This is a genomic window from Pseudomonas abyssi (assembly GCF_003444685.1).
Lineage (GTDB): Bacteria > Pseudomonadota > Gammaproteobacteria > Pseudomonadales > Pseudomonadaceae > Halopseudomonas > Halopseudomonas abyssi.
On record NZ_LMAZ01000006.1, the window covers coordinates 21355 to 38575 of the forward strand.

Annotated in this window: 21 protein-coding genes; 10 read left to right on the forward strand and 11 right to left on the reverse strand. The window is 63.1% G+C overall.

The window, feature by feature from the left end:
• Positions 1-109: 109 nt before the first annotated feature.
• The 5 genes from ASB58_RS15760 (at position 110) to ASB58_RS15780 (ending at position 5131) form a co-directional block, all read left to right on the forward strand.
• Positions 110-1444 (forward strand): flavin-containing monooxygenase, encoded by a 1335-nt coding sequence (locus tag ASB58_RS15760; protein WP_118131571.1) that lies wholly within the window; start codon positions 110-112, stop codon positions 1442-1444.
• Positions 1441-2391 carry a bile acid:sodium symporter family protein gene (locus ASB58_RS15765; protein ID WP_118131572.1) on the forward strand — a complete coding sequence of 317 codons (951 nt, stop codon included), beginning with the start codon at positions 1441-1443 and terminating at the stop codon, positions 2389-2391. Before ASB58_RS15760 ends, ASB58_RS15765 begins: the two co-directional genes overlap by 4 nt.
• A 2-nt stretch (positions 2392-2393) precedes the next feature.
• Positions 2394-3323, forward strand: a complete 930-nt coding sequence (locus ASB58_RS15770) for an SDR family oxidoreductase (RefSeq protein WP_118131573.1) — start codon at positions 2394-2396, stop codon at positions 3321-3323.
• A gap of 167 nt (positions 3324-3490) precedes the next feature.
• On the forward strand, positions 3491-4276 hold the full coding sequence (locus tag ASB58_RS15775; protein WP_118131574.1) for an SDR family oxidoreductase: 786 nt from the start codon (positions 3491-3493) through the stop codon (positions 4274-4276).
• Positions 4277-4375: 99 nt separating this feature from the next.
• Positions 4376-5131: a sulfite exporter TauE/SafE family protein gene (locus tag ASB58_RS15780; RefSeq protein ID WP_202974646.1), complete on the forward strand. Its 756-nt coding sequence runs from the start codon at positions 4376-4378 to the stop codon at positions 5129-5131.
• A gap of 132 nt (positions 5132-5263) precedes the next feature.
• Here ASB58_RS15780 and ASB58_RS15785 read toward each other — a convergent pair whose 3' ends face one another.
• From ASB58_RS15785 to ASB58_RS15800, 4 genes are all read right to left on the reverse strand, one after another.
• Positions 5264-6391, reverse strand: coding sequence for a Fic family protein (locus ASB58_RS15785; protein ID WP_118131575.1), 1128 nt, complete (start codon positions 6389-6391; stop codon positions 5264-5266).
• A gap of 198 nt (positions 6392-6589) precedes the next feature.
• Positions 6590-7369, reverse strand: coding sequence for a DUF4394 domain-containing protein (locus ASB58_RS15790; RefSeq protein WP_118131576.1), 780 nt, complete (start codon positions 7367-7369; stop codon positions 6590-6592).
• A 108-nt stretch (positions 7370-7477) separates the two neighbouring features.
• Complete coding sequence (locus ASB58_RS15795) at positions 7478-8194, reverse strand: anti-sigma factor (protein ID WP_118131577.1); 717 nt, start codon at positions 8192-8194, stop codon at positions 7478-7480.
• Positions 8191-8739 carry a sigma-70 family RNA polymerase sigma factor gene (locus ASB58_RS15800; protein ID WP_118131578.1) on the reverse strand — a complete coding sequence of 183 codons (549 nt, stop codon included), beginning with the start codon at positions 8737-8739 and terminating at the stop codon, positions 8191-8193. Before ASB58_RS15800 ends, ASB58_RS15795 begins: the two co-directional genes overlap by 4 nt.
• Positions 8740-8942: 203 nt before the next feature.
• Between ASB58_RS15800 and ASB58_RS15805 the strand changes: the two genes are divergently transcribed.
• The 4 genes from ASB58_RS15805 (at position 8943) to ASB58_RS15820 (ending at position 11651) form a co-directional block, all read left to right on the forward strand.
• Positions 8943-9149 (forward strand): ParD-like family protein, encoded by a 207-nt coding sequence (locus tag ASB58_RS15805; protein WP_096005907.1) that lies wholly within the window; start codon positions 8943-8945, stop codon positions 9147-9149.
• A complete protein-coding gene (gene map, locus ASB58_RS15810) occupies positions 9142-9942 on the forward strand; it encodes a type I methionyl aminopeptidase (protein ID WP_118131579.1) in 801 nt (266 codons plus the stop codon). The genes ASB58_RS15805 and map overlap by 8 nt, the downstream gene beginning before the upstream one ends.
• A gap of 149 nt (positions 9943-10091) precedes the next feature.
• Positions 10092-10874 (forward strand): SDR family oxidoreductase, encoded by a 783-nt coding sequence (locus ASB58_RS15815; RefSeq protein ID WP_118131580.1) that lies wholly within the window; start codon positions 10092-10094, stop codon positions 10872-10874.
• Positions 10875-10973: 99 nt separating this feature from the next.
• A complete protein-coding gene (locus ASB58_RS15820) occupies positions 10974-11651 on the forward strand; it encodes a cytochrome b/b6 domain-containing protein (RefSeq protein WP_181977955.1) in 678 nt (225 codons plus the stop codon).
• Between the two features lie 111 nt (positions 11652-11762).
• Here the strand turns inward: ASB58_RS15820 and ASB58_RS15825 are convergent, their stop codons facing one another.
• Genes ASB58_RS15825 through ASB58_RS15850 form a run of 6 tightly spaced genes read right to left on the reverse strand, consistent with a single transcriptional unit; the run spans position 11763 to position 15360 of the window.
• A complete protein-coding gene (locus ASB58_RS15825; protein ID WP_181977956.1) occupies positions 11763-12227 on the reverse strand; it encodes a c-type cytochrome in 465 nt (154 codons plus the stop codon).
• Between the two features lie 32 nt (positions 12228-12259).
• Positions 12260-12445: a YgaP family membrane protein gene (locus tag ASB58_RS15830; RefSeq protein ID WP_096005911.1), complete on the reverse strand. Its 186-nt coding sequence runs from the start codon at positions 12443-12445 to the stop codon at positions 12260-12262.
• Positions 12446-12447: 2 nt separating this feature from the next.
• Entirely contained in the window at positions 12448-14193 is a 1746-nt protein-coding gene (locus ASB58_RS15835; RefSeq protein WP_202974647.1) for a SulP family inorganic anion transporter, read from the reverse strand.
• Positions 14190-14609 (reverse strand): DUF6691 family protein, encoded by a 420-nt coding sequence (locus ASB58_RS15840; protein WP_118131582.1) that lies wholly within the window; start codon positions 14607-14609, stop codon positions 14190-14192. The genes ASB58_RS15835 and ASB58_RS15840 overlap by 4 nt, the downstream gene beginning before the upstream one ends.
• Positions 14610-14612: 3 nt before the next feature.
• Positions 14613-15044, reverse strand: coding sequence for a YeeE/YedE family protein (locus tag ASB58_RS15845; protein WP_118131583.1), 432 nt, complete (start codon positions 15042-15044; stop codon positions 14613-14615).
• Entirely contained in the window at positions 15034-15360 is a 327-nt protein-coding gene (locus ASB58_RS15850; RefSeq protein WP_118131584.1) for an ArsR/SmtB family transcription factor, read from the reverse strand. Before ASB58_RS15850 ends, ASB58_RS15845 begins: the two co-directional genes overlap by 11 nt.
• Before the next feature lie 92 nt (positions 15361-15452).
• Here ASB58_RS15850 and ASB58_RS15855 point away from each other — a divergent pair, with 92 nt between their 5' ends.
• Entirely contained in the window at positions 15453-15902 is a 450-nt protein-coding gene (locus tag ASB58_RS15855) for an OsmC family protein (protein ID WP_118131585.1), read from the forward strand.
• On the opposite strand, the gene gltS is transcribed toward ASB58_RS15855, so the two are convergent.
• Complete coding sequence (gltS, locus tag ASB58_RS15860; RefSeq protein WP_118131586.1) at positions 15892-17103, reverse strand: sodium/glutamate symporter; 1212 nt, start codon at positions 17101-17103, stop codon at positions 15892-15894. The genes ASB58_RS15855 and gltS overlap by 11 nt on opposite strands.
• Positions 17104-17221: the final 118 nt, after the last annotated feature.

Here is a 17221-nt window from a genome sequence, read left to right on the forward strand (position 1 = left end):
CCGCCGCAGGGCGTTTGGCTAGACTCGTGATCATAACCCTGCCGCCGTCCGGATGTAACACGCGCAAAGCAGGGCCCATAACAACGACAAGAACAAATGAGGTATCCCCATGTACGCTGTCATCGGCGCCGGCCCCATGGGTCTGGCCACTGCCCGCAACCTGCAGAAGCTGGACATTCCCTTCATCGGCCTTGAGCTGCACAGCGACGTTGGCGGGCTGTGGGACATCGACAACCCGCACAGCACCATGTACGACAGCGCCCACCTGATATCCTCCAAGCGGATGACCGAGTTCGCCGAGTTTCCGATGCAAGACAGCGTGGCGCTGTATCCGCATCACCGCGAAATGCGTCGCTACTTTCAGGACTACGCCAGGCATTTCGATCTGTACCGCCACTACGAATTCAACACCAAGGTGCTGAGTGTGGAGCGCGACGGTAGCCATTGGACCCTCATCACCGAGCGTGACGGCCAGCAGCAGAGCCGCCGCTTCGAGGGCCTGCTGATCGCCAACGGCACCCTGCACACACCGAACCGGCCAACGCTGCCGGGGCGCTTCGACGGCCAGATCATGCATTCGGCCGAGTACCGCAGCGCCGAGGTGTTCAAGGGCAAGCGGGTGCTGATCGTCGGTTGCGGCAACTCCGGCGCCGACATCGCAGTCGATGCGGTGCACCACGCCAAATCAGTCGATATGAGCCTGCGCCGTGGCTATTACTTCCTGCCCAAATTCATTAAGGGTAAGCCGACCGATACCCTCGGCGCCGCCCGCAAGATCAAGCTGCCGCGCCCGCTGAAGCAGAAAATCGACGCCGCCCTGATCCGCTTCATCATGGGCAAGCCCTCGGACTACGGGCTGCCGGACCCGGACTACCGCATGTACGAGTCGCACCCGGTGGTCAACTCGCTGATCCTGCATCACCTGGGTCATGGCGACATCCACGCCCGCCGCGATATTCAGGGCATGGACGGCAACCGGGTTGATTTTGTCGACGGCGAATGCGCCGAATACGACCTGATTCTACTGGCCACCGGGTACCAGCTGGACTACCCGTTCATTCAGCGTGAACACCTGAACTGGCCGGCCGCGCTGGATGCGCCACAGCTCTACCTGAACGTATTCCACCCCGAGTACGACAACCTGTTCATGATGGGCATGATCGAGGCCGCCGGACTCGGCTGGGAAGGCCGCAACCTGCAGGCCAGGCTGACTGCGCTGTACATCCACAACCAGCGTCAGGGCACGGCCCAGGCCGCCCGTTTTGCCGCCACCAAACGGCAGAAGGCGACCACCAATCTGGATGGCGGCTACGACTACATCAAGCTGGCGCGCATGGCCTACTACGTCAACAAGGATGCCTATCTGGACGCCCTGCACCAGCACATCACCGAGCTGGAGGGCGGTCTTGAGCAGGCCAGCCCGCAGCCGGTGCCGGCGACATGAGCGGCGCGCTGCCGATCCAGTTCGACCCGGCCAGCCTGATCACCCTCAACCTGATCATGGCGGCGATGATGTTCGGCGTGTCGCTGAGCCTGACGCTGGATGATTTCAAGCGCATCCTCAAGGCGCCGGTGGCGCCAGTGGCCGGGCTGATTGCGCAGTTTCTGCTGCTGCCGGCCGCCACCTGCCTGTTCACCTGGCTGCTGAATATCGACCCGGAACTGGCGCTCGGGATGATGCTGGTCGCCTCCTGCCCAGGCGGCAGTTTTTCCAACGTCATGACCTGGCTGGGCCGCGGCAACGTCGCCGTTTCCGTCAGCATGACGGCGGTTTCCAGCCTGGCCGCGACGCTGCTGACGCCGCTCAACTTTGCCTTCTACGGCTGGCTCAACCCGCACACCCGCGAGTATCTGACCCAGATCAGCCTCGACCCGACCGGTATTCTGGTCATCGTGCTGCTGGTGCTGGCCCTGCCATTGCTGCTTGGCATGGTCAGCGGCAAACGCTGGCCGACGCTGGTGACGCGCAGCGAAAAACCGCTGCGGGTGATCTCGCTGCTGGTGTTCCTCGGTTTTGTCGCGATTGCCTTTACCAACAACGTCGACCTGTTTATCGAGCGCTTCCACAGCTTCTTCTGGCTGGTGGTCGCCCACAACCTGCTGGCGCTGAGCCTGGGCTACGGCATGGCACGGCTGCTGCGCCTGCCGCTGGCTGACCGCCGCGCCGTGACCATGGAAGTGGGCATCCAGAACTCCGGCCTGGGGCTGGTGATCCTCTTCACCTTCTTCCCCGACGCCGGCGGCATGATGCTGATCACCGCCTTCTGGGGCGTCTGGCATCTGGTCTCCGGACTGACCCTGTCGCAGCTGTGGGCACGTCAGAGCCGCCGCACCGAACGCCACGAACAACAACAAGAAGCCGCTCGCCGCGGCGTATCGCAGAGCCTGTAACCATGAGCAAACGCATTCTGATCACCGGCGCCGCCGGCTATATCGGTCATCAACTTGGCAACCGCCTGGCCAGGGACTTTTACGTCATCGGCACCGACATCCGCAGCCGTGACGATGTCGACTTCCCGCTGCAGGTCATGGACATCCGTGACGCCGGACTGACCGAGCTGCTCAAGCGCGAGCAGATCACCCACGTGGTACATCTGGCGTCTATCCTGCAGGCCTCGAAGGACCGCGAACGCGACTTCGACATCGACGTCAACGGCACCCACAACGTGCTCAAGGCCTGCGTGGAAGCGGGCGTACAGCAGCTGACCGTGACCAGTTCCGGCGCCGCCTACGGCTACCACCCTGATAACCCGGCCTGGATCGACGAGCAGGATGCCATCCGCGGCAACCGCGAGTTCGCCTACTCCGATCACAAGCGGCAGATCGAGGAACTGCTGGCGCGCTATCGCCGCGAGCACCCGGCGCTGGCCCAGCTGATCTTCCGTCCGGGCACGGTACTTGGCACCGAGACCCGCAACCAGATCACCAACCTGTTCGAGTCCAAGCGGGTACTGGCGATCAAGGGCAGCGACTCACCCTTCGTCTTCATCTGGGATCAGGACGTACTGGCGGCGATGGAGATGGGCATCCGCGAAGACAAGCAGGGCATCTTCAACATGGCCGGCGACGGCGCCCTGACCATGCACGAAATCGCCCAGCGACTGAACAAACCGCTGATGACCGTCTCACCCTGGCTGCTGAAAAGCGCACTGCAGGTCGCCAAATGGCTCGGCAAACCCACCGGCCCGGAGCAGATCAACTTCCTGCGCTACCGCCCGGTGCTGAGCAACCGGCGGCTGAAGGAGGAGTTTGGCTATCAGTTGCAGAAGACGTCGGCGGAGACCTTCGAATACTTCATCGAACAGCGCGGCCTGCGGCAGTAATAGCTGCAAGCCATAAGCTTCAAGCGACAAGCGACAAGCGACAAGCGACAAGCGAAAACCACTCGGCGCGCCCGGCCGTGAGGCGCCAACCCCAAATACGAAGGATGCAGCGGCCAGCTTGGGGCTTACAGCTTGAAGCTTGCCGCTGCGACCAAAGGGAGCCCCCCATGAAAGTGATTCTGATCACCGGCGCCGCCTCCGGCCTCGGCTGGGCGATGGCCAAGCGCTGGTTCGACGCCGGCCACAGCCTGGTCATGGCCGACGTCAACGAGGCGCTGCTCAAGCAGCGTGAAGAAGAACTTAACGCGCCCAAACGGGTGCTCACCGTCACCGCCGACATCACCAGCGCCGACGATATCCAGCGACTGATCCAGGCTACCTCTCAGCGCTTCGGCCGCCTTGATCGACTGGTCAACAACGCCGGCATCACCCACCGCTCACCGGCCCATCAGACCGACCCGGCGGTGTTCCGCAGGGTCATGGCGGTGGACTGGCAAGGCCCGGTGGAGCTAACCATGGCGGCGCTGCCGCTGCTGCGTGCCAGTGAAGGCGAGATTCTCTGCATCGGTTCGATGGCGGGCTGGATGCCGGTGCCGGGCCGCGCGGCCTATTGCGCTGCCAAGGGCGCGTTGACCCAGTTCTTCGAGGTGCTGCGGCTGGAGCTGGAGCGCGACAATATCCACGTGCTGATGGTCTACCCGAGCTTCCTCGACACGCCGATCGAGCGCAACGCGTTGGGCAAGGACGGCAAGCCCGCCAGCCACGCGCGCTCCATGGTCGGCGGCATGCGCACCCCGGAATGGATGGTCGGGCTGGTTGACCAGGCACTGGCAAAGCGGCAACGTTGGCTACTGCCCGAGCCGGTGTCCCGCTTCGGCAGTCTGCTCTGGCGTTTTGCCCCGGCGCTGTATCTGCGTCAGGTGCGCAAGCGCTTTGCCGGCGAGCTGGGCTGATCACCCACCGGCGGGACGCAGAATCCGGCTCAGCGCCAACGCGTGAGGGCACGCACGCTCTCCGGATTCCTTACACACCCGCGACAACAAGAAGACACCATGTCCCTCGACACCCTGCTGCTCAATCCCTGGCTATGGCTCGGGCTGTTTATCCTGCTGGCCTACACCATCGAAGCCATCACCGGCTTCGGCAGTATCGTCATTGCCCTGTCGCTCGGCGCATTGCTGCTGCCGATTCCGGCCATGCTGCCGGTACTGGTGCCGCTCAATATCTGCATGAGCGGCTATCTGGCCTGGCGCAACCGTCAACACATTCATTGGCCGACGCTGCTCAAACTGATTCTGCCGCTGATGCTGATCGGCATGCTGCTGGGTTACGGCCTGCGGCCGTGGCTCAGCGGTGAGCTGCTCAAGGCGCTGTTCGGGGTGCTGGTGCTGTGGTTTGCCGCTCGTGAGCTGCTGCGCATGTTCCGTGGTCATATCAGCCCGCCGCACCCAAGCTGGCTGAGCCGCAGCCTGACCCTCGGCGCCGGCCTGACCCACGGCCTGTTCGCCTCCGGCGGCCCGCTGCTGGTCTACGCACTGGCCGGCACCCGGCTGGACAAGAGCCAGCTGCGCGCCACCCTGATCAGCGTCTGGTTCACCCTCAACAGCAGCATGACCGTGCTGTTTCTGCTCGACGGCAGCCTGCTGCCCAACCTGCCACGCATCGCCAGCTACCTGCCGCTGCTGGTGATCGGCGTGGTGCTCGGCGAAATCCTCCATCACCGCCTGAACGAGCAGCGCTTTCGGCAGGTGGTCTACAGCCTGCTGGTGGTGACCGGTGTGTTGTTGCTGGGCAAAGCGCTGCTATGACGGACAGGTCGGCGCGGCAAGTTAGGGTGGAGAAAGCCAACGGCGTCTCCACCATCCATGCACCGACCCGGCGACCATAAGTGCGCAACACCCCACACGAAAAAGCCGCGGAGACGCTGCGCTTACTCCGCCCTACGGGCCAGCGCTAATCCGGTATCGGGTGCTGCGTCCACCGCCCGGCAGCTTTTCAATGCAGCCCTTTTCCAGCAGATCAGCCAGATGGCGGGTAGCGGTGGCCTTGGACACCTTGGCAACCGCCTGATACTGGCTGGCACTGATGCCGTCAGCAAAACCTCGCTCACCTCCGTCAAGCAATCGGTTTAGCACTTTGGTCTGCTCAGCCGACAACCCATCATTGCGATGGTGTTGCCAGAACCGCGCCTTGGTCAGCAATCGATCGATACGCGCAATGGCTTGCCGCAGGCTGTCCAGCAAGGTAGCGAGAAACCACTGCAGCCATTCGGTGATATCGAGACCACCTTTCTGGCTGGCTTCGAGCACCCGGTAATACCCCGAACGATCGTCGAGAATACTGGCCGACATGGCATACAAGCGGATGGCCTGACCGTCGGCCTGAGCCAAAGCCAGGTCGGTAATGGCACGTGTCAGCCGGCCATTGCCGTCATCGAAGGGGTGCAGGGTAACGAACCAGAAATGAGCGATACCGGCGCGCAGCAGCGGGTCCAGCTGGCTGTCGGCACGGCTGTCGGCGAACCACTGAACAAACCGCTCCAGCTGCGCCTCCAGGCCTGCACGGGGCGGCGCTTCAAAATGCACGCGGGGCCGATCAAGCCGACCGGAGACCACCTGCATTGGCTCGTCGCCGCGCAACTCGCCGACGTGCATGGCACTGTAAAGCGGCAAGGCCTCATCCGGAAACAGCTGCCGGTGCCAGCCGAACAGGCGTTCCAGGGTCAAGGGCCGGTCAATATTGCGGGTAGCATCCAGCAGCAACTCGGCAGCCCCCTCACTGCGTGGGCTGGGCTTGCTGTCCGGCTCCAGACCCAAACGGCGGGCCAGCGAAGAGCGCACCGAGGCCACGTTGAGCGTTTCACCCTCGATGGCCGAGGAGGTGATGATGTTCTGCAACAGGGTATCCAGTTGACCAAGCAGCTCGTCAGCCCGGTCTACCGCGCCGGCCATCCCCAGCAGTGTGCCCTGGGCCTGCACGCAGGCCCGCAACGGCGCGGCCAAGGCATCCGCCTGCCAGGTAAACGCCGGCCATTCTGGCCGCTGCCATATCCATTCCACACCACTCATTACCCGCCCTCACGATGTCATGAGCCAAATATAGCACCTATTCGGCTCACCATATGAGCCGAATAGCACGTCTAATCGGCTCACCGGTCGCATAGCATGAGCTTGAGGCGAAACCCGCCACGCAGTTGAGCGACAGCACCATAACCCAGACACAAAAAACCCCGCGCCAACGCGCGGGGTTCATGCTCCCAGCCGGCCTTACATGCCGTTGGTAGCGGCGATATCAATGATGTCGCTCGGCAAACCGGAAATATCGCCGAGGGTTGTGGGTGTGCCGGTGGTCAGGTCGACGGTGTGCAGCGTCGTGCCCGTCAGCACGTAGGTGGTGTTGTCGCCCTTGCCGTCGCTTAGAATGTCCATGGCGGCGCCGTCCAGGCCCTTGGCCAGTTCACCAACAGCCTGCTGCACGCCGTCGTTCGGCGGGTTCTGGAACATCAGCATGCCGGTCGCCAGATCAACGGTGAACAACTCGGTCACGTCCGCGCCAGCAAAGGAGTGGGTGTAGGCACCCGCGACGATTTGCGCGGTCTGCCCGGCGTAGGCGCCGTCAGCGGCATAGGCCACGCTGCCATCGACGGCGACATCGCCGTTATCCACATTGACCCGGTAGTTGGTGCCGTCGGCGGCGAGCAAGCGCAACCGGTCGGCCTTGGGGTTGAAGTCGACTACGGCGGGGCCGTCGCCCGGCAGTACGGATTTGAGGGTGGTGGCGGTCGTGGCCGCGCCACTGGCGGTATCAATGGTGACGATCCCGTCGCCGCCGCTGAGGGCGTAAAGCATGCCGTTGGCCGGGCGCACGTCGATACCGCGCAGGTCGCTGGCACCGGTCACTGCCATGCTGCCGGTCACGCTCAGGCTGTCGATGTCGACCTTGTGCAGCATGCCATCCTGGCCCAGGGCAATCAGTTGCGCCGCGCTGGCGCCGCTGGCGGCCAGCACAAGGGAGCTGCTCAGAATCAGGGTATTGATTGTTTTCATCGGTGAATCCTCGCTTGCAGGTGGTGACGGAAAGCCCGTCTGAAGTGGTGCTTTTCTAGATGCAATACCCGCCACAACGCACCCTGGATGTCAGCAGCTGAGATTTTTTTAGTTGCTTGCCGTCAACACCGCCCGCCCGATATACAGCACCGGACCGGTCGGCCGATCCAGCGGCGAGCCGCCCTTCGGCTCCAGCGTCAGCTCAAACAGCTGACCAGCCTGCACCGCGCCAATCTGCTCGGCGCTGAGGGTCACGCCCTTGCCGGGCTCGATCAAACCCAGCGAGCGCGGGCCGTCTTCGGGATCGATGAGCGTCCAGAACTGTACGCTACGATCGGCCGGAATCGAGTCCGCGACGAGCGAGTCGAGAGTCAGGGTGCCGTCGCCATCTACCGTGATCACCCAGCCCGGTCTGGCGCTCTCACCCGGCACCTGCAGCACGGCGGTATAACTGGCGCCGGTCTGGGCATCGCGCAGTACGCCCGGCAACCAGCTGAGCAGCACCAGCAGAGCAAGGCCTGCGCTGGTCAGACGCCAGAGGCCGAGGCTGTTCCACCAGCGACTCAGGCCGCCCTCGGTCGCGCCGCTGGCGGGCAACCAGCCAAGGCTCTGCTGCAGGCGCTGCCAGAGCGCCGGGGAGGGCTGCTGGGCGGGCAGGGCGTCGGCCAGATCGAGCAGGTGATACTCCCACTCCAGCGCCATGCGGGCTGCAGCGCGGTCGTGCTCGATCAGCTCACGCACTTCGCTGGCCTCTGGCTCATCGAGCAGACCCAGCACGTATTCGCCGATCAGAGCCCGGCGTTGCTCGGGTGCTTGCGGAATCATGGCTGCAGACACTCCTGTAGTGCGCGCAATCCGGCGCGGATACGGCCCTTGATGGTGCCCAGCGGCGCGCTCAGACGTACGGCAATCTGGTCATGGGTCAGGCCCCGGTAGAACGCGAGCAATATCGGATGGCGGCGCGGTCGTTCCAGCAGCCGCAGGCAGGCGCGCAGCTGACGGGCAGAGGAGCGCGCATCGGCCAGTTCTTCTGCCTGCGCGGCTTCATCAGCCATGTCGTTGATAAAACCGTCGTCGGTGGCGACCAGCTGTTTGCGTCCGCGCAGCTGGTTGAGCGCCCGGTAGCGCAGGATGCTGTAGATCCAGGCGCGGCCCGACCCCAGGCTGCGATCAAAACGCTCGGCGTTGACCCAGACCTTGAGCAGGGCATCGTGCAGACAGTCTTCCGCCTGATCACGCCGGCCCAGCAGGGTGATGGCCAGGCCGAGCAGTTGTCCGGCCTCCTGCTGATACAGCCTTTTGAACGCCGCCCGGTCCCCTGCGGCGCAGGCCTCCAGAGTGCCTTCGTAATCAAATTCGCTACCTGCCATGCGCGCTTCCCGTATCCATCGCTTGTTGCGTTCCTGCAGGCTATACCCCCCAGCGCAACCTGTAGATGTCCACGCAAAGAAAAACCCGCTTTTTGGTGTGCAATTGTTACGACTGCGTGGGCGATCCGGGCCGTCCAGTGGTCATTGCGCAGCACATACACAATATATATGATTCATATATATTTCATATCAAGGTTCGGATTATGGGCATCGTCAAGATCAACGACGAATTGCACGAAGAGGTGCGCAAGGCCAGCACCGTGATGGTTCGCTCCATCAATGCACAGGCTGAATACTGGATGAAGGTCGGCATGCTGGCCGAGGCCAATCCACACCTGTCGTTCACCGACATCATGCGCGAGCAGCTCAGGCAAGCAGACGTGGACACCGGGCAGCTTGCCCATGTCTGAGGTCAAGCTGAAGACGCCGCAGGAGCTGGCGCTGATGCGGCAGTCCGGCAAGCTGCTGGCCCAGGTCTTTGCCTACCTTGACCAGCACATCAGGGCCGGGCTCTCGACCATGCAGATCAACGACCTGACCGAGCGCTACATTGTCGACCAGCTGGCGGCCCGCCCGGCCAGCAAAGGGCAATACGGCTTCCAGTATGTGCTCAACAGCTCGGTCAATCATGTGGTCTGTCATGGCGTGCCGTCCGAGACGCAGATGCTCAAGGCGGGCGATATCGTCAACATCGACATCACGCTGGAGAAGAACGGTTTTATCGCCGATTCCAGCAAGATGTATCTGATTGATCAGGTCACACCCGCCGCCCGCCAACTGGTGGACAAGACCTACGAGGCCATGTGGGCAGGCATCAGGGTGGTCAAGCCGGGCGCCACGCTGGGTGATGTCGGTTACGCCATCCAGCGGCACGCCCAGCGCCACGGCTATAGCGTGGTGCGCGACTACTGCGGCCACGGCATCGGCCGCGAGATGCACGAAGCACCGGAGGTCATGCACATCGGCAGGCCCGGGCAAGGGCTGATCCTGCGCGAAGGCATGACCTTTACCATCGAGCCGATGATCAACCAGGGCACCGCCCGCACCAGCACCCAGAAGGACGGCTGGACGGTGGTCACCCGCGACAAGCAGCTGTCCGCCCAGTGGGAGCACACCATCGCCGTCACCGCCGATGGCTATGAAGTGCTGACCCTGCGGGCAGAAGAGGATACGGGACAGGGCGCCATCCAACGACTGCCTTGAGGCCCGATCCGGACCCACTGCTGCGGCCGGTCGCCATCCCCATCACCCGACTGATTGCCCCTCAATCAATGCTGCTGCCGCTTGGCTCCCAAGCCCGGGCGGTGGTGCTACCGTCAAGCAAACTCAGAAAACCAACAAGAGGACGGAACATGGCACAGGCAGCAGGACGGCAGTCGATTTTTATTACTGGCGCAGCATCCGGCATGGGACGGGAGACGGCGCGGCTGTTTCATCAGAAGGGCTGGTTTGTCGGCGCCTTCGATCTGAATCTGGCAGGTTTGGAAGCACTGCAGACCGAGCTGGGAGCAGACAACTGCGTCATCCAGACCCTGGATGTCAGCGACAAGGCGCAGTTTGACGCGGCGGTAGCGACGTTCGGCCAGGCAACGGACGGGCGTATGGACATTCTGTTCAACAACGCCGGCATCATCATGCGCGGCTTCTTTGACGAAATGCCCTTCGAAGACCAGCTGAAAATTATCAACGTCAATGTGATCGGCGTACTGAACGGCACCCACAGCGCGCTGCCGCTGCTCAAGGCGACGCCCAACGCGCTGTGCTTCAATACCTCGTCGTCCTCGGCCACCATGGGCATGCCGCTGATCGCCGTGTACTCGGCCAGCAAGCACGCGGTCAAAGGCCTCACCGAGGCGCTGTCCAACGAGTTTCGCCGCTACGACATCCGCTGCGCCGACGCCCTGCCCGGGCTGATCAAGACCGGCATGCCGAGCGAAGAGCTGATGGCGGCAGCACCGGAAAAGGGCCCGTTCCGCCTGATCGAGGCCATCGAAGTGGCCAAGGCGGTATGGAACAGCTATCACTCCGACCAGTTGCACTGGTACATCCCCGAGGACCTGGCCGAGCTGGACAAGGCCGCCGGCAACAACCCGGAGCTGCTGCGCGACAAACTCGGCCGCAACATGCAGTCCTGAGCAACATCAGCTCACAAGCCCACGGCCCAGACGCTTGCGGGCTTTGCCGGCGCGGGGTTAGCCTTGCAGGCCTCCGTTGTCTGATCGAGTACCTGTCTGATGAAAACCCTGGTCTGGGACCTGCCCCTGCGACTGTTCCACTGGCTATTGGCACTGAGCGTCACCGGCGCCCTGGTGACCATCAGTCTGGGTGGCAACTGGATGCTCTGGCATGAACGCTTTGGTATCGCCGTGATCGGCCTGCTGGCCTTCCGCCTGATGTGGGGCCTGTGCGGCTCTACCCACTCACGCTTTGCCAGTTTCTTTCCTACCCCCGCGCGCCTCAAGGCCTATGTCACCGGTCAGTGGCGGCACCAGGGCCACAACCCGGTGGGTGCCTTGTCGGTGTTTGCCCTGCTCGGGCTGATGGCCTTTCAGGCAGTGACCGGGCTGTTCAGCAACGACGACGTCGCCTTTTACGGCCCGCTCAGCCGGCTGGTTTCCAGCGATACCGGCAGCCTGCTGAGCGGCTGGCACCGCTCCACCGAGGAGCTGATCTACGCGCTGCTGGCACTGCATATCCTCGCCATCGTGCTGTACCGCCTGCGCGGCAAGAACCTGCTCGGGCCCATGCTGCACGGCAAGGCAGAGGTGCCGGCCAATCAGGCCGACCCGGTGAAGGGCGGCGGCTGGCTGGCACTGGTCATTGCTCTGGTCATCGCTGCTGCGGCCATCTGGTTTGCTACCGGCAGCTGGATTCCCGCGCCGCCACCGGCGCCGGCCGTGCCGGCCTGGTAATCGGTACAGCCGCGGGCCTGCCCGACCACAGCGGTGCCGCGGATTGCCGTGCGGCACCCCAGAAAACAAAACCCCGCCAGCGGCGGGGTCACGTTCATCTCACGTGAGGTATCAGTCGAGCCGATACTTGTCGTGGCAGGCCTTGCAGGTCTTGCCGACCTCGCCAAAGGCCACGCGGATTTCCGACTGATCGCCGCTTGCAGCCTTTTCCGCCAGGGTGTTGGCGGCGGTGCCCATATTACCGGCCAGTTGCGCGACATCCTGCATGTTCTCGAACAACGCAGGGTCGACCTTGGTATGCACATCACCAATGTCCTGCTCAGTACCTGGGCCAAACAGCGCACCGATACCCGAGTTGGCGATGGCGGCGATGGTGTTGGCTGCGGCCTCTACCTGCTGCTGGTTGTATTCGACGCTGCCATCAATGACCTGCGCCTTGATCTTGCCCATGTTCCAGGCCATGTAGCTGAAACCGGCCTGACGCAGTTCGATCTGCTTTGCAGGCTCCACGGCGGCGGCGGACAGGCTGCCGGCGAGCAGAGCGCCGCCAACCAGGGTAGCAATCACGGATTTCATATAATCTCCTTATCGGCTTTTTTCTAGGCACTTCACTGCTTGCAGGTACTGATCCCCAACAAGGGGTACAACGGACAGAAGCGCAGCACGCCCGTTGCCAGCGGCACCAAGCCTATCCAGCCCCACAGACCGATGGTGCCGGTCAGCGTCAGGGCAATCAGCAATACGCCCACAAGAATGCGAAGAACCCGATCAATGGTACCTACATTTGCTTTCATGGTTACTCTCCAGAGTGCTCTGGGGCGCGGTTTGCCACCTTGCCCAGGGTATTGAATGCGATATCGGTGCTGGGGAAGACCTGGCCAATCTGTCGACCAATCCAGTCGGTGTGCTGCAGCTGATCCATCACCGGGCCCTTGACCTCCGCGAGATGCAGGCCAATATCCCGCTCCTTCAGGCCCTCGGTCAGCTCGCTGAGCATGTCCAGTCCGGTGCTGTCGATGTGATTGACGGCCGACAGAATCAGTAACACTTCTCTGGTGTCCGGGTAGTCACCCAGCGCCTGATAAATGGCCTGCTCGACCGCCTTGGTATTGGCAAAGAAGATGTTCTCGTCGATGCGCAGTGCCAGCAGGTGCGGCTCGGTTTCGACCAGATGGCGCTTGGTATTACGGAAATAGTGCGTGTCCGGCACCCGGCCGACCACCGCCACATGCGGGCGGCTGCCGCGCCAGAGCTGGGCAATGATCGAGCAGCAGATACCCAGTACGATGCCCGCCTCAATGCCCAACAACAGTACTCCCAATGCTGTGCCCAGCAGAGTTAGCCCCTCGGCACGGTCATAGCGCCAGGCCCGACGCAGGCTGGCCAGGTCAATCAGTGGCACGACCGCGACCAGAATCACGGCGGCCAGCACCACCTGGGGCAACCAGGCAAGCATGGGTGCCAGGCTGATCAGAATCAGACCGATCACCGCCGCCGAGATCACACCGGCCAGCGGAGTATTGGCGCCTGCCTCGATATTCACACTGGAGCGCGAGAAGCCGCCACACACGGCAAAGCCACCGCTCAACGCCGCCCCCAGGTTGGCCGCGCCAAGGCCCAGCAGCTCGCGGTCCGGGTCGATGCTTTGGCGCTTGCGCCGGGCCAGCGACTGGGCGATGGACACACTTTCGACAAAGCTGACCAGGCTGATCAACACCGCCGGCAGCAACAATGACCGCAGGCTGGCCATATCCGGCGTCTGCCAGACCAGTGCCGGCAACCCCGCCGGGATACTGCCCACCACCGGCACTCCCTGCGCCGCCAGGTCAGCACGCCAGGTGACCAGCACACCCAGGACCACCACCACCAGCGGCGCCAGCTTGGCCAACAGCCCGGCCAATGCCGCGCTCAGCCCGATACGCTGCAGCTGAGCAGCCAGACCGTGACGCGCATACAACAGCCAGCCCAGCGCCAACAGTCCCATGCCCAGCACCACCGTATTGCTGCGCTGCCAGCCGGCCAGCAGCGCGGCGGGGCTGTCCGGCCAGCCGGGCAGACCAAACAGCTTCGGCAGCTGGCTGAGCACAATCAGAATCGCCGCGCCGCTGATAAAGCCGTTGATCACAGGGTGACTGAGAAAGTTGGCCAGAAAGCCCAGACGCAGCAGACCAAAGGCAAACAGCATGACGCCCGACAACAGCGCCAGCCAGATCGCCAGCTGCAGATAATCGGCAGAGCCCGCTACGGCTAGCGGCGAGAGCAGCGTGGCCGTCATCAATCCCGTCACCGCTACCGGCCCCACCGACATGGTCATGCTGCTGCCAAACAATGCGTATCCCAGCAGCGGCAGCAGGCTGGCGTACAGACCAATCTGCACCGGCAGACCGGCCAGCATGGCATAAGCCATGCTCTGCGGAATGATCATGATGCCGACCACCAGGCCAGCGGTCAGATCACCTCCCAGCCAGGCGCGACGGTACTGGCGCATCCAGCCGAACAGCGCATTGCTGCCCGGCGGCTGCAGACGCGGTGATTCACTCACGCTGTCACCCTGCGGTCGTATTGGGCGAACAGCCACATGCCGAGCAGCATGGCGGCAACCAATAGCAGCGCCTGTGGCATGAGTGCGGAGGCGGCGACCAGCGCCGGGCCGGGGCAGAATCCCGCCACGCCCCAGCCCGCGCCAAACAGCAGGCTGCCGAGCACCAGCCGACGGTCGATGATGCGGCTGGTCGGCAATTGCGCCTGCTCACCCCGCAGGGTAGTGCCGCGGCGTTGAATCCACTGCATCGGCACGAAGGCAACGGCCACCGCGCCCGCCATGACCAGCGCCAACGACGGGTCCCAGGCGCCGGCCAGATCCAGAAAGCCCAGCACCTTGGCCGGGTTGGCCATGCCCGAGATCAGCAGGCCGAAACCGAACAGCAGGCCGCTGGCCAACGCAATTAGTCCACGCATGATTCAGCCCCCCAACAGATGACGCAGCACGAACACGGTGACAAAGCCCGCGCCCATGAAACTCAGCGTGGCCACCAGCGAGCGCGGCGACAGCCGCGATAGCCCGCAGACGCCGTGACCGCTGGTGCACCCGGAGCCCAGCCGCGAACCAAAGCCCACCAGCAGGCCGCCGACGATCAGCGCGAGCGGGCCGGCCTCCACCTGCACGCGGATCTCGCCTGCCACGGCCAGATAGATCCAGGGCGCCAGCAATAACCCCAGCACAAACAGCAGCGCTTCGCCGTTACCTGCCTGCGGCGTCAGCAGCCGCCCAACCAGCCCGCTGATGCCGGCAATGCGGCCATTAAACAGCATCAGCAATGCCGCAGCCGCGCCAATCAGGGCGCCGCCCAGCAACGCCGACCACGGGGTAAAGGCCACCCAATCAATGCTCATCACCTGTCTCCTCGGCGCAGTAAAGGCCATACAGGGTATGCAGAATAGCCAGCGCTTCCTGGCTGGCGACGCGGTAATACACCTGCTTGCCCTCCCGGCGGGTATCGACCAGCCCCTCACGGCGCAATACCGCCAGTTGCTGCGACAGGGTCGGCTGAACGATACCCAGCAGCTCCTCCAGCTCACCGACATTGCGCTCTCCGTCCACCAGTTGGCAGAGCAGCAGCAGACGGTCACGATTGGCCAGCGCCTTGAGCAGTTGATGGGCCTGATCGGCGGAGCTGCGCAGGCGCTGGATATCACTTTGATTGTTCATACAGCTGTACGATCTCTTGCAACACTCTATTGACTAACAATATATAAAAAAATAGATTGTTTGCAAGCAAGCCCACGGAAATGGAGCCAGAGATGAGTGAAGACCGCGTAGAAGTCACCCTTGAGCAACAACAGGGCTATCGCTTTGAAGCCCGCTTCAGCAACGGCACGCCGCCGCTGATCACCGACGAGCCCGCACCGCTGGGCGGCAATCAGGGTCCGAGCCCCGCGCAGTTGCTGGTCACGGCACTAGGCAACTGCCTGAGTGACAGTCTGATCTTTGCCCTCGGCAAGTTCCGCCAGCCCAATGACGGTATCCGTACCGAGGCGGTGGGCCTGATCGGCCGCAACGAGCAGAACCGCATGCGGGTTGTCGGAGTCGAGGTCACCCTGCATCTGGGCCACCCGGCAGGCAGCTTCGAGCGGCTGGACCGCATCCTTGATCAGTTCGAGCAGTTCTGCACCGTCTCGCAGAGCGTTGCTGCGGCACTGCCGATCAAGCTCACCGTGCTCGACAGCGACGGTCAGGTGCTCAAGAGCTGAACAACCTGAACTCGAGCAGCGTCTGCACCAGCGTCGCGTTGGCGATGTCGATAAAGAAGGCACCGAGCAGCGGGATCACCAGATAGGCCTTGGGGCTGGGACCGTAGCGGCTGGTCAAGGCATCCATATTGGCGATGCCGACCGGCGTGGCGCCCAGCCCCATGCCGATAAACCCCGCGCTGATGCAGGCCGCATCGTAATTACGCCCCAGCAGCGGAAACACCAGAAACACGGTAAACAGCGTGATGACCACCGCCTGAATCAGCAACATCGCCCCGATAAAGCCAAAGGCGCCTTGCAGCGACAATAACGGCAAGCTGATCAGACTCATGCCGAGAAACAGCTGCAGGCTGAGGTCGCCGACCAGCTGAATCGGCCGTGCATCGACCTCCACGCCGGCCAGATCCAGCCCGTTGGCGAGCAGAATGCCGAGGAACATCGAAGTCAGAAACGCCGGCAACCGCAGACCCAGCCCCGACAACCAATCGTAAACACTGGCACCCAGCGCAAAACACAGCGCGATCAGCAGCACGGCCGTGAGCAAATGGTCCAGATCGATCAGGTAGGTTGTCTTGCCATGCGCCTCGACGTGCGGCAGCTCGCTCTCCGGCTGACTGCTGAGCAGTTGATGGCGACGAATCAGCCAGGCCGCCACCGGCCCGCCCAGCAGCCCTCCGCTGATCAAACCGGCGGTCGCCATTGCCAGCCCCAGGGTGCTGGCGTTAGCCAGCTGAAAGTGTTCCTCGAACAACTGTCCCCAGGTGAGCGCGGTGCCGTGGCCGCCGGCCAGCGAAATACTGCCGCCAATCAGCCCCACCAAAGGGCTTTCGCCCAGACCCAGCGCCAGCAGCGTACCCACCAGGTTCTGACACAGCAGAAACACCACCGCCAGCCCCAGCATAATCGCCAACGCCCGCCCGCCGGCCAGCAACTGACGCAACCGCGACGACAGCCCGATAGTGCTGAAGAAGGCAATCAGCAACAGGTTGCGCAGCTCCAGATCGAACTGAATCTCACGATCAGACAGCAACTGCATCACCGCCATCAGCGCACTGATCGGCAAGCCGCCACTGACCGCCGCCGGGATGTTGTAATGACTCAACACCGCCACCCGCTGATTGATCCAGTAACCCAACCACAACGCAATCACCGTCAGCGCCAGGGTGGTTGGCGTATTGATCAGCAGGGCAGTCTGTTCCATGACAGGTCTCGGGTTGGTGGCGTGGGGAGCAGGGGACAGGATATACGCCCTAGAGCAATCGCGGGCCAAAGTCTTTTGGCTCTGGTTGGTAATTAGTGTGCGCTTCACCCTTATATTT

What these genes read in the sequence shown, in the direction of transcription:
- ASB58_RS15760 (WP_118131571.1), top strand. Translation starts at nt 110, where the DNA reads ATGTACGCTGTCATCGGCGCCGGCCCCATGGGTCTGGCCACTGCCCGC.
- ASB58_RS15765 (WP_118131572.1), top strand. Translation starts at nt 1,441, where the DNA reads ATGAGCGGCGCGCTGCCGATCCAGTTCGACCCGGCCAGCCTGATCACC.
- ASB58_RS15770 (WP_118131573.1), top strand. Translation starts at nt 2,394, where the DNA reads ATGAGCAAACGCATTCTGATCACCGGCGCCGCCGGCTATATCGGTCAT.
- ASB58_RS15775 (WP_118131574.1), top strand. Translation starts at nt 3,491, where the DNA reads ATGAAAGTGATTCTGATCACCGGCGCCGCCTCCGGCCTCGGCTGGGCG.
- ASB58_RS15780 (WP_202974646.1), top strand. Translation starts at nt 4,376, where the DNA reads ATGTCCCTCGACACCCTGCTGCTCAATCCCTGGCTATGGCTCGGGCTG.
- ASB58_RS15785 (WP_118131575.1), bottom strand. Translation starts at nt 6,391, where the DNA reads ATGAGTGGTGTGGAATGGATATGGCAGCGGCCAGAATGGCCGGCGTTT.
- ASB58_RS15790 (WP_118131576.1), bottom strand. Translation starts at nt 7,369, where the DNA reads ATGAAAACAATCAATACCCTGATTCTGAGCAGCTCCCTTGTGCTGGCC.
- ASB58_RS15795 (WP_118131577.1), bottom strand. Translation starts at nt 8,194, where the DNA reads ATGATTCCGCAAGCACCCGAGCAACGCCGGGCTCTGATCGGCGAATAC.
- ASB58_RS15800 (WP_118131578.1), bottom strand. Translation starts at nt 8,739, where the DNA reads ATGGCAGGTAGCGAATTTGATTACGAAGGCACTCTGGAGGCCTGCGCC.
- ASB58_RS15805 (WP_096005907.1), top strand. Translation starts at nt 8,943, where the DNA reads ATGGGCATCGTCAAGATCAACGACGAATTGCACGAAGAGGTGCGCAAG.
- map (WP_118131579.1), top strand. Translation starts at nt 9,142, where the DNA reads ATGTCTGAGGTCAAGCTGAAGACGCCGCAGGAGCTGGCGCTGATGCGG.
- ASB58_RS15815 (WP_118131580.1), top strand. Translation starts at nt 10,092, where the DNA reads ATGGCACAGGCAGCAGGACGGCAGTCGATTTTTATTACTGGCGCAGCA.
- ASB58_RS15820 (WP_181977955.1), top strand. Translation starts at nt 10,974, where the DNA reads ATGAAAACCCTGGTCTGGGACCTGCCCCTGCGACTGTTCCACTGGCTA.
- ASB58_RS15825 (WP_181977956.1), bottom strand. Translation starts at nt 12,227, where the DNA reads ATGAAATCCGTGATTGCTACCCTGGTTGGCGGCGCTCTGCTCGCCGGC.
- ASB58_RS15830 (WP_096005911.1), bottom strand. Translation starts at nt 12,445, where the DNA reads ATGAAAGCAAATGTAGGTACCATTGATCGGGTTCTTCGCATTCTTGTG.
- ASB58_RS15840 (WP_118131582.1), bottom strand. Translation starts at nt 14,609, where the DNA reads ATGCGTGGACTAATTGCGTTGGCCAGCGGCCTGCTGTTCGGTTTCGGC.
- ASB58_RS15845 (WP_118131583.1), bottom strand. Translation starts at nt 15,044, where the DNA reads ATGAGCATTGATTGGGTGGCCTTTACCCCGTGGTCGGCGTTGCTGGGC.
- ASB58_RS15850 (WP_118131584.1), bottom strand. Translation starts at nt 15,360, where the DNA reads ATGAACAATCAAAGTGATATCCAGCGCCTGCGCAGCTCCGCCGATCAG.
- ASB58_RS15855 (WP_118131585.1), top strand. Translation starts at nt 15,453, where the DNA reads ATGAGTGAAGACCGCGTAGAAGTCACCCTTGAGCAACAACAGGGCTAT.
- gltS (WP_118131586.1), bottom strand. Translation starts at nt 17,103, where the DNA reads ATGGAACAGACTGCCCTGCTGATCAATACGCCAACCACCCTGGCGCTG.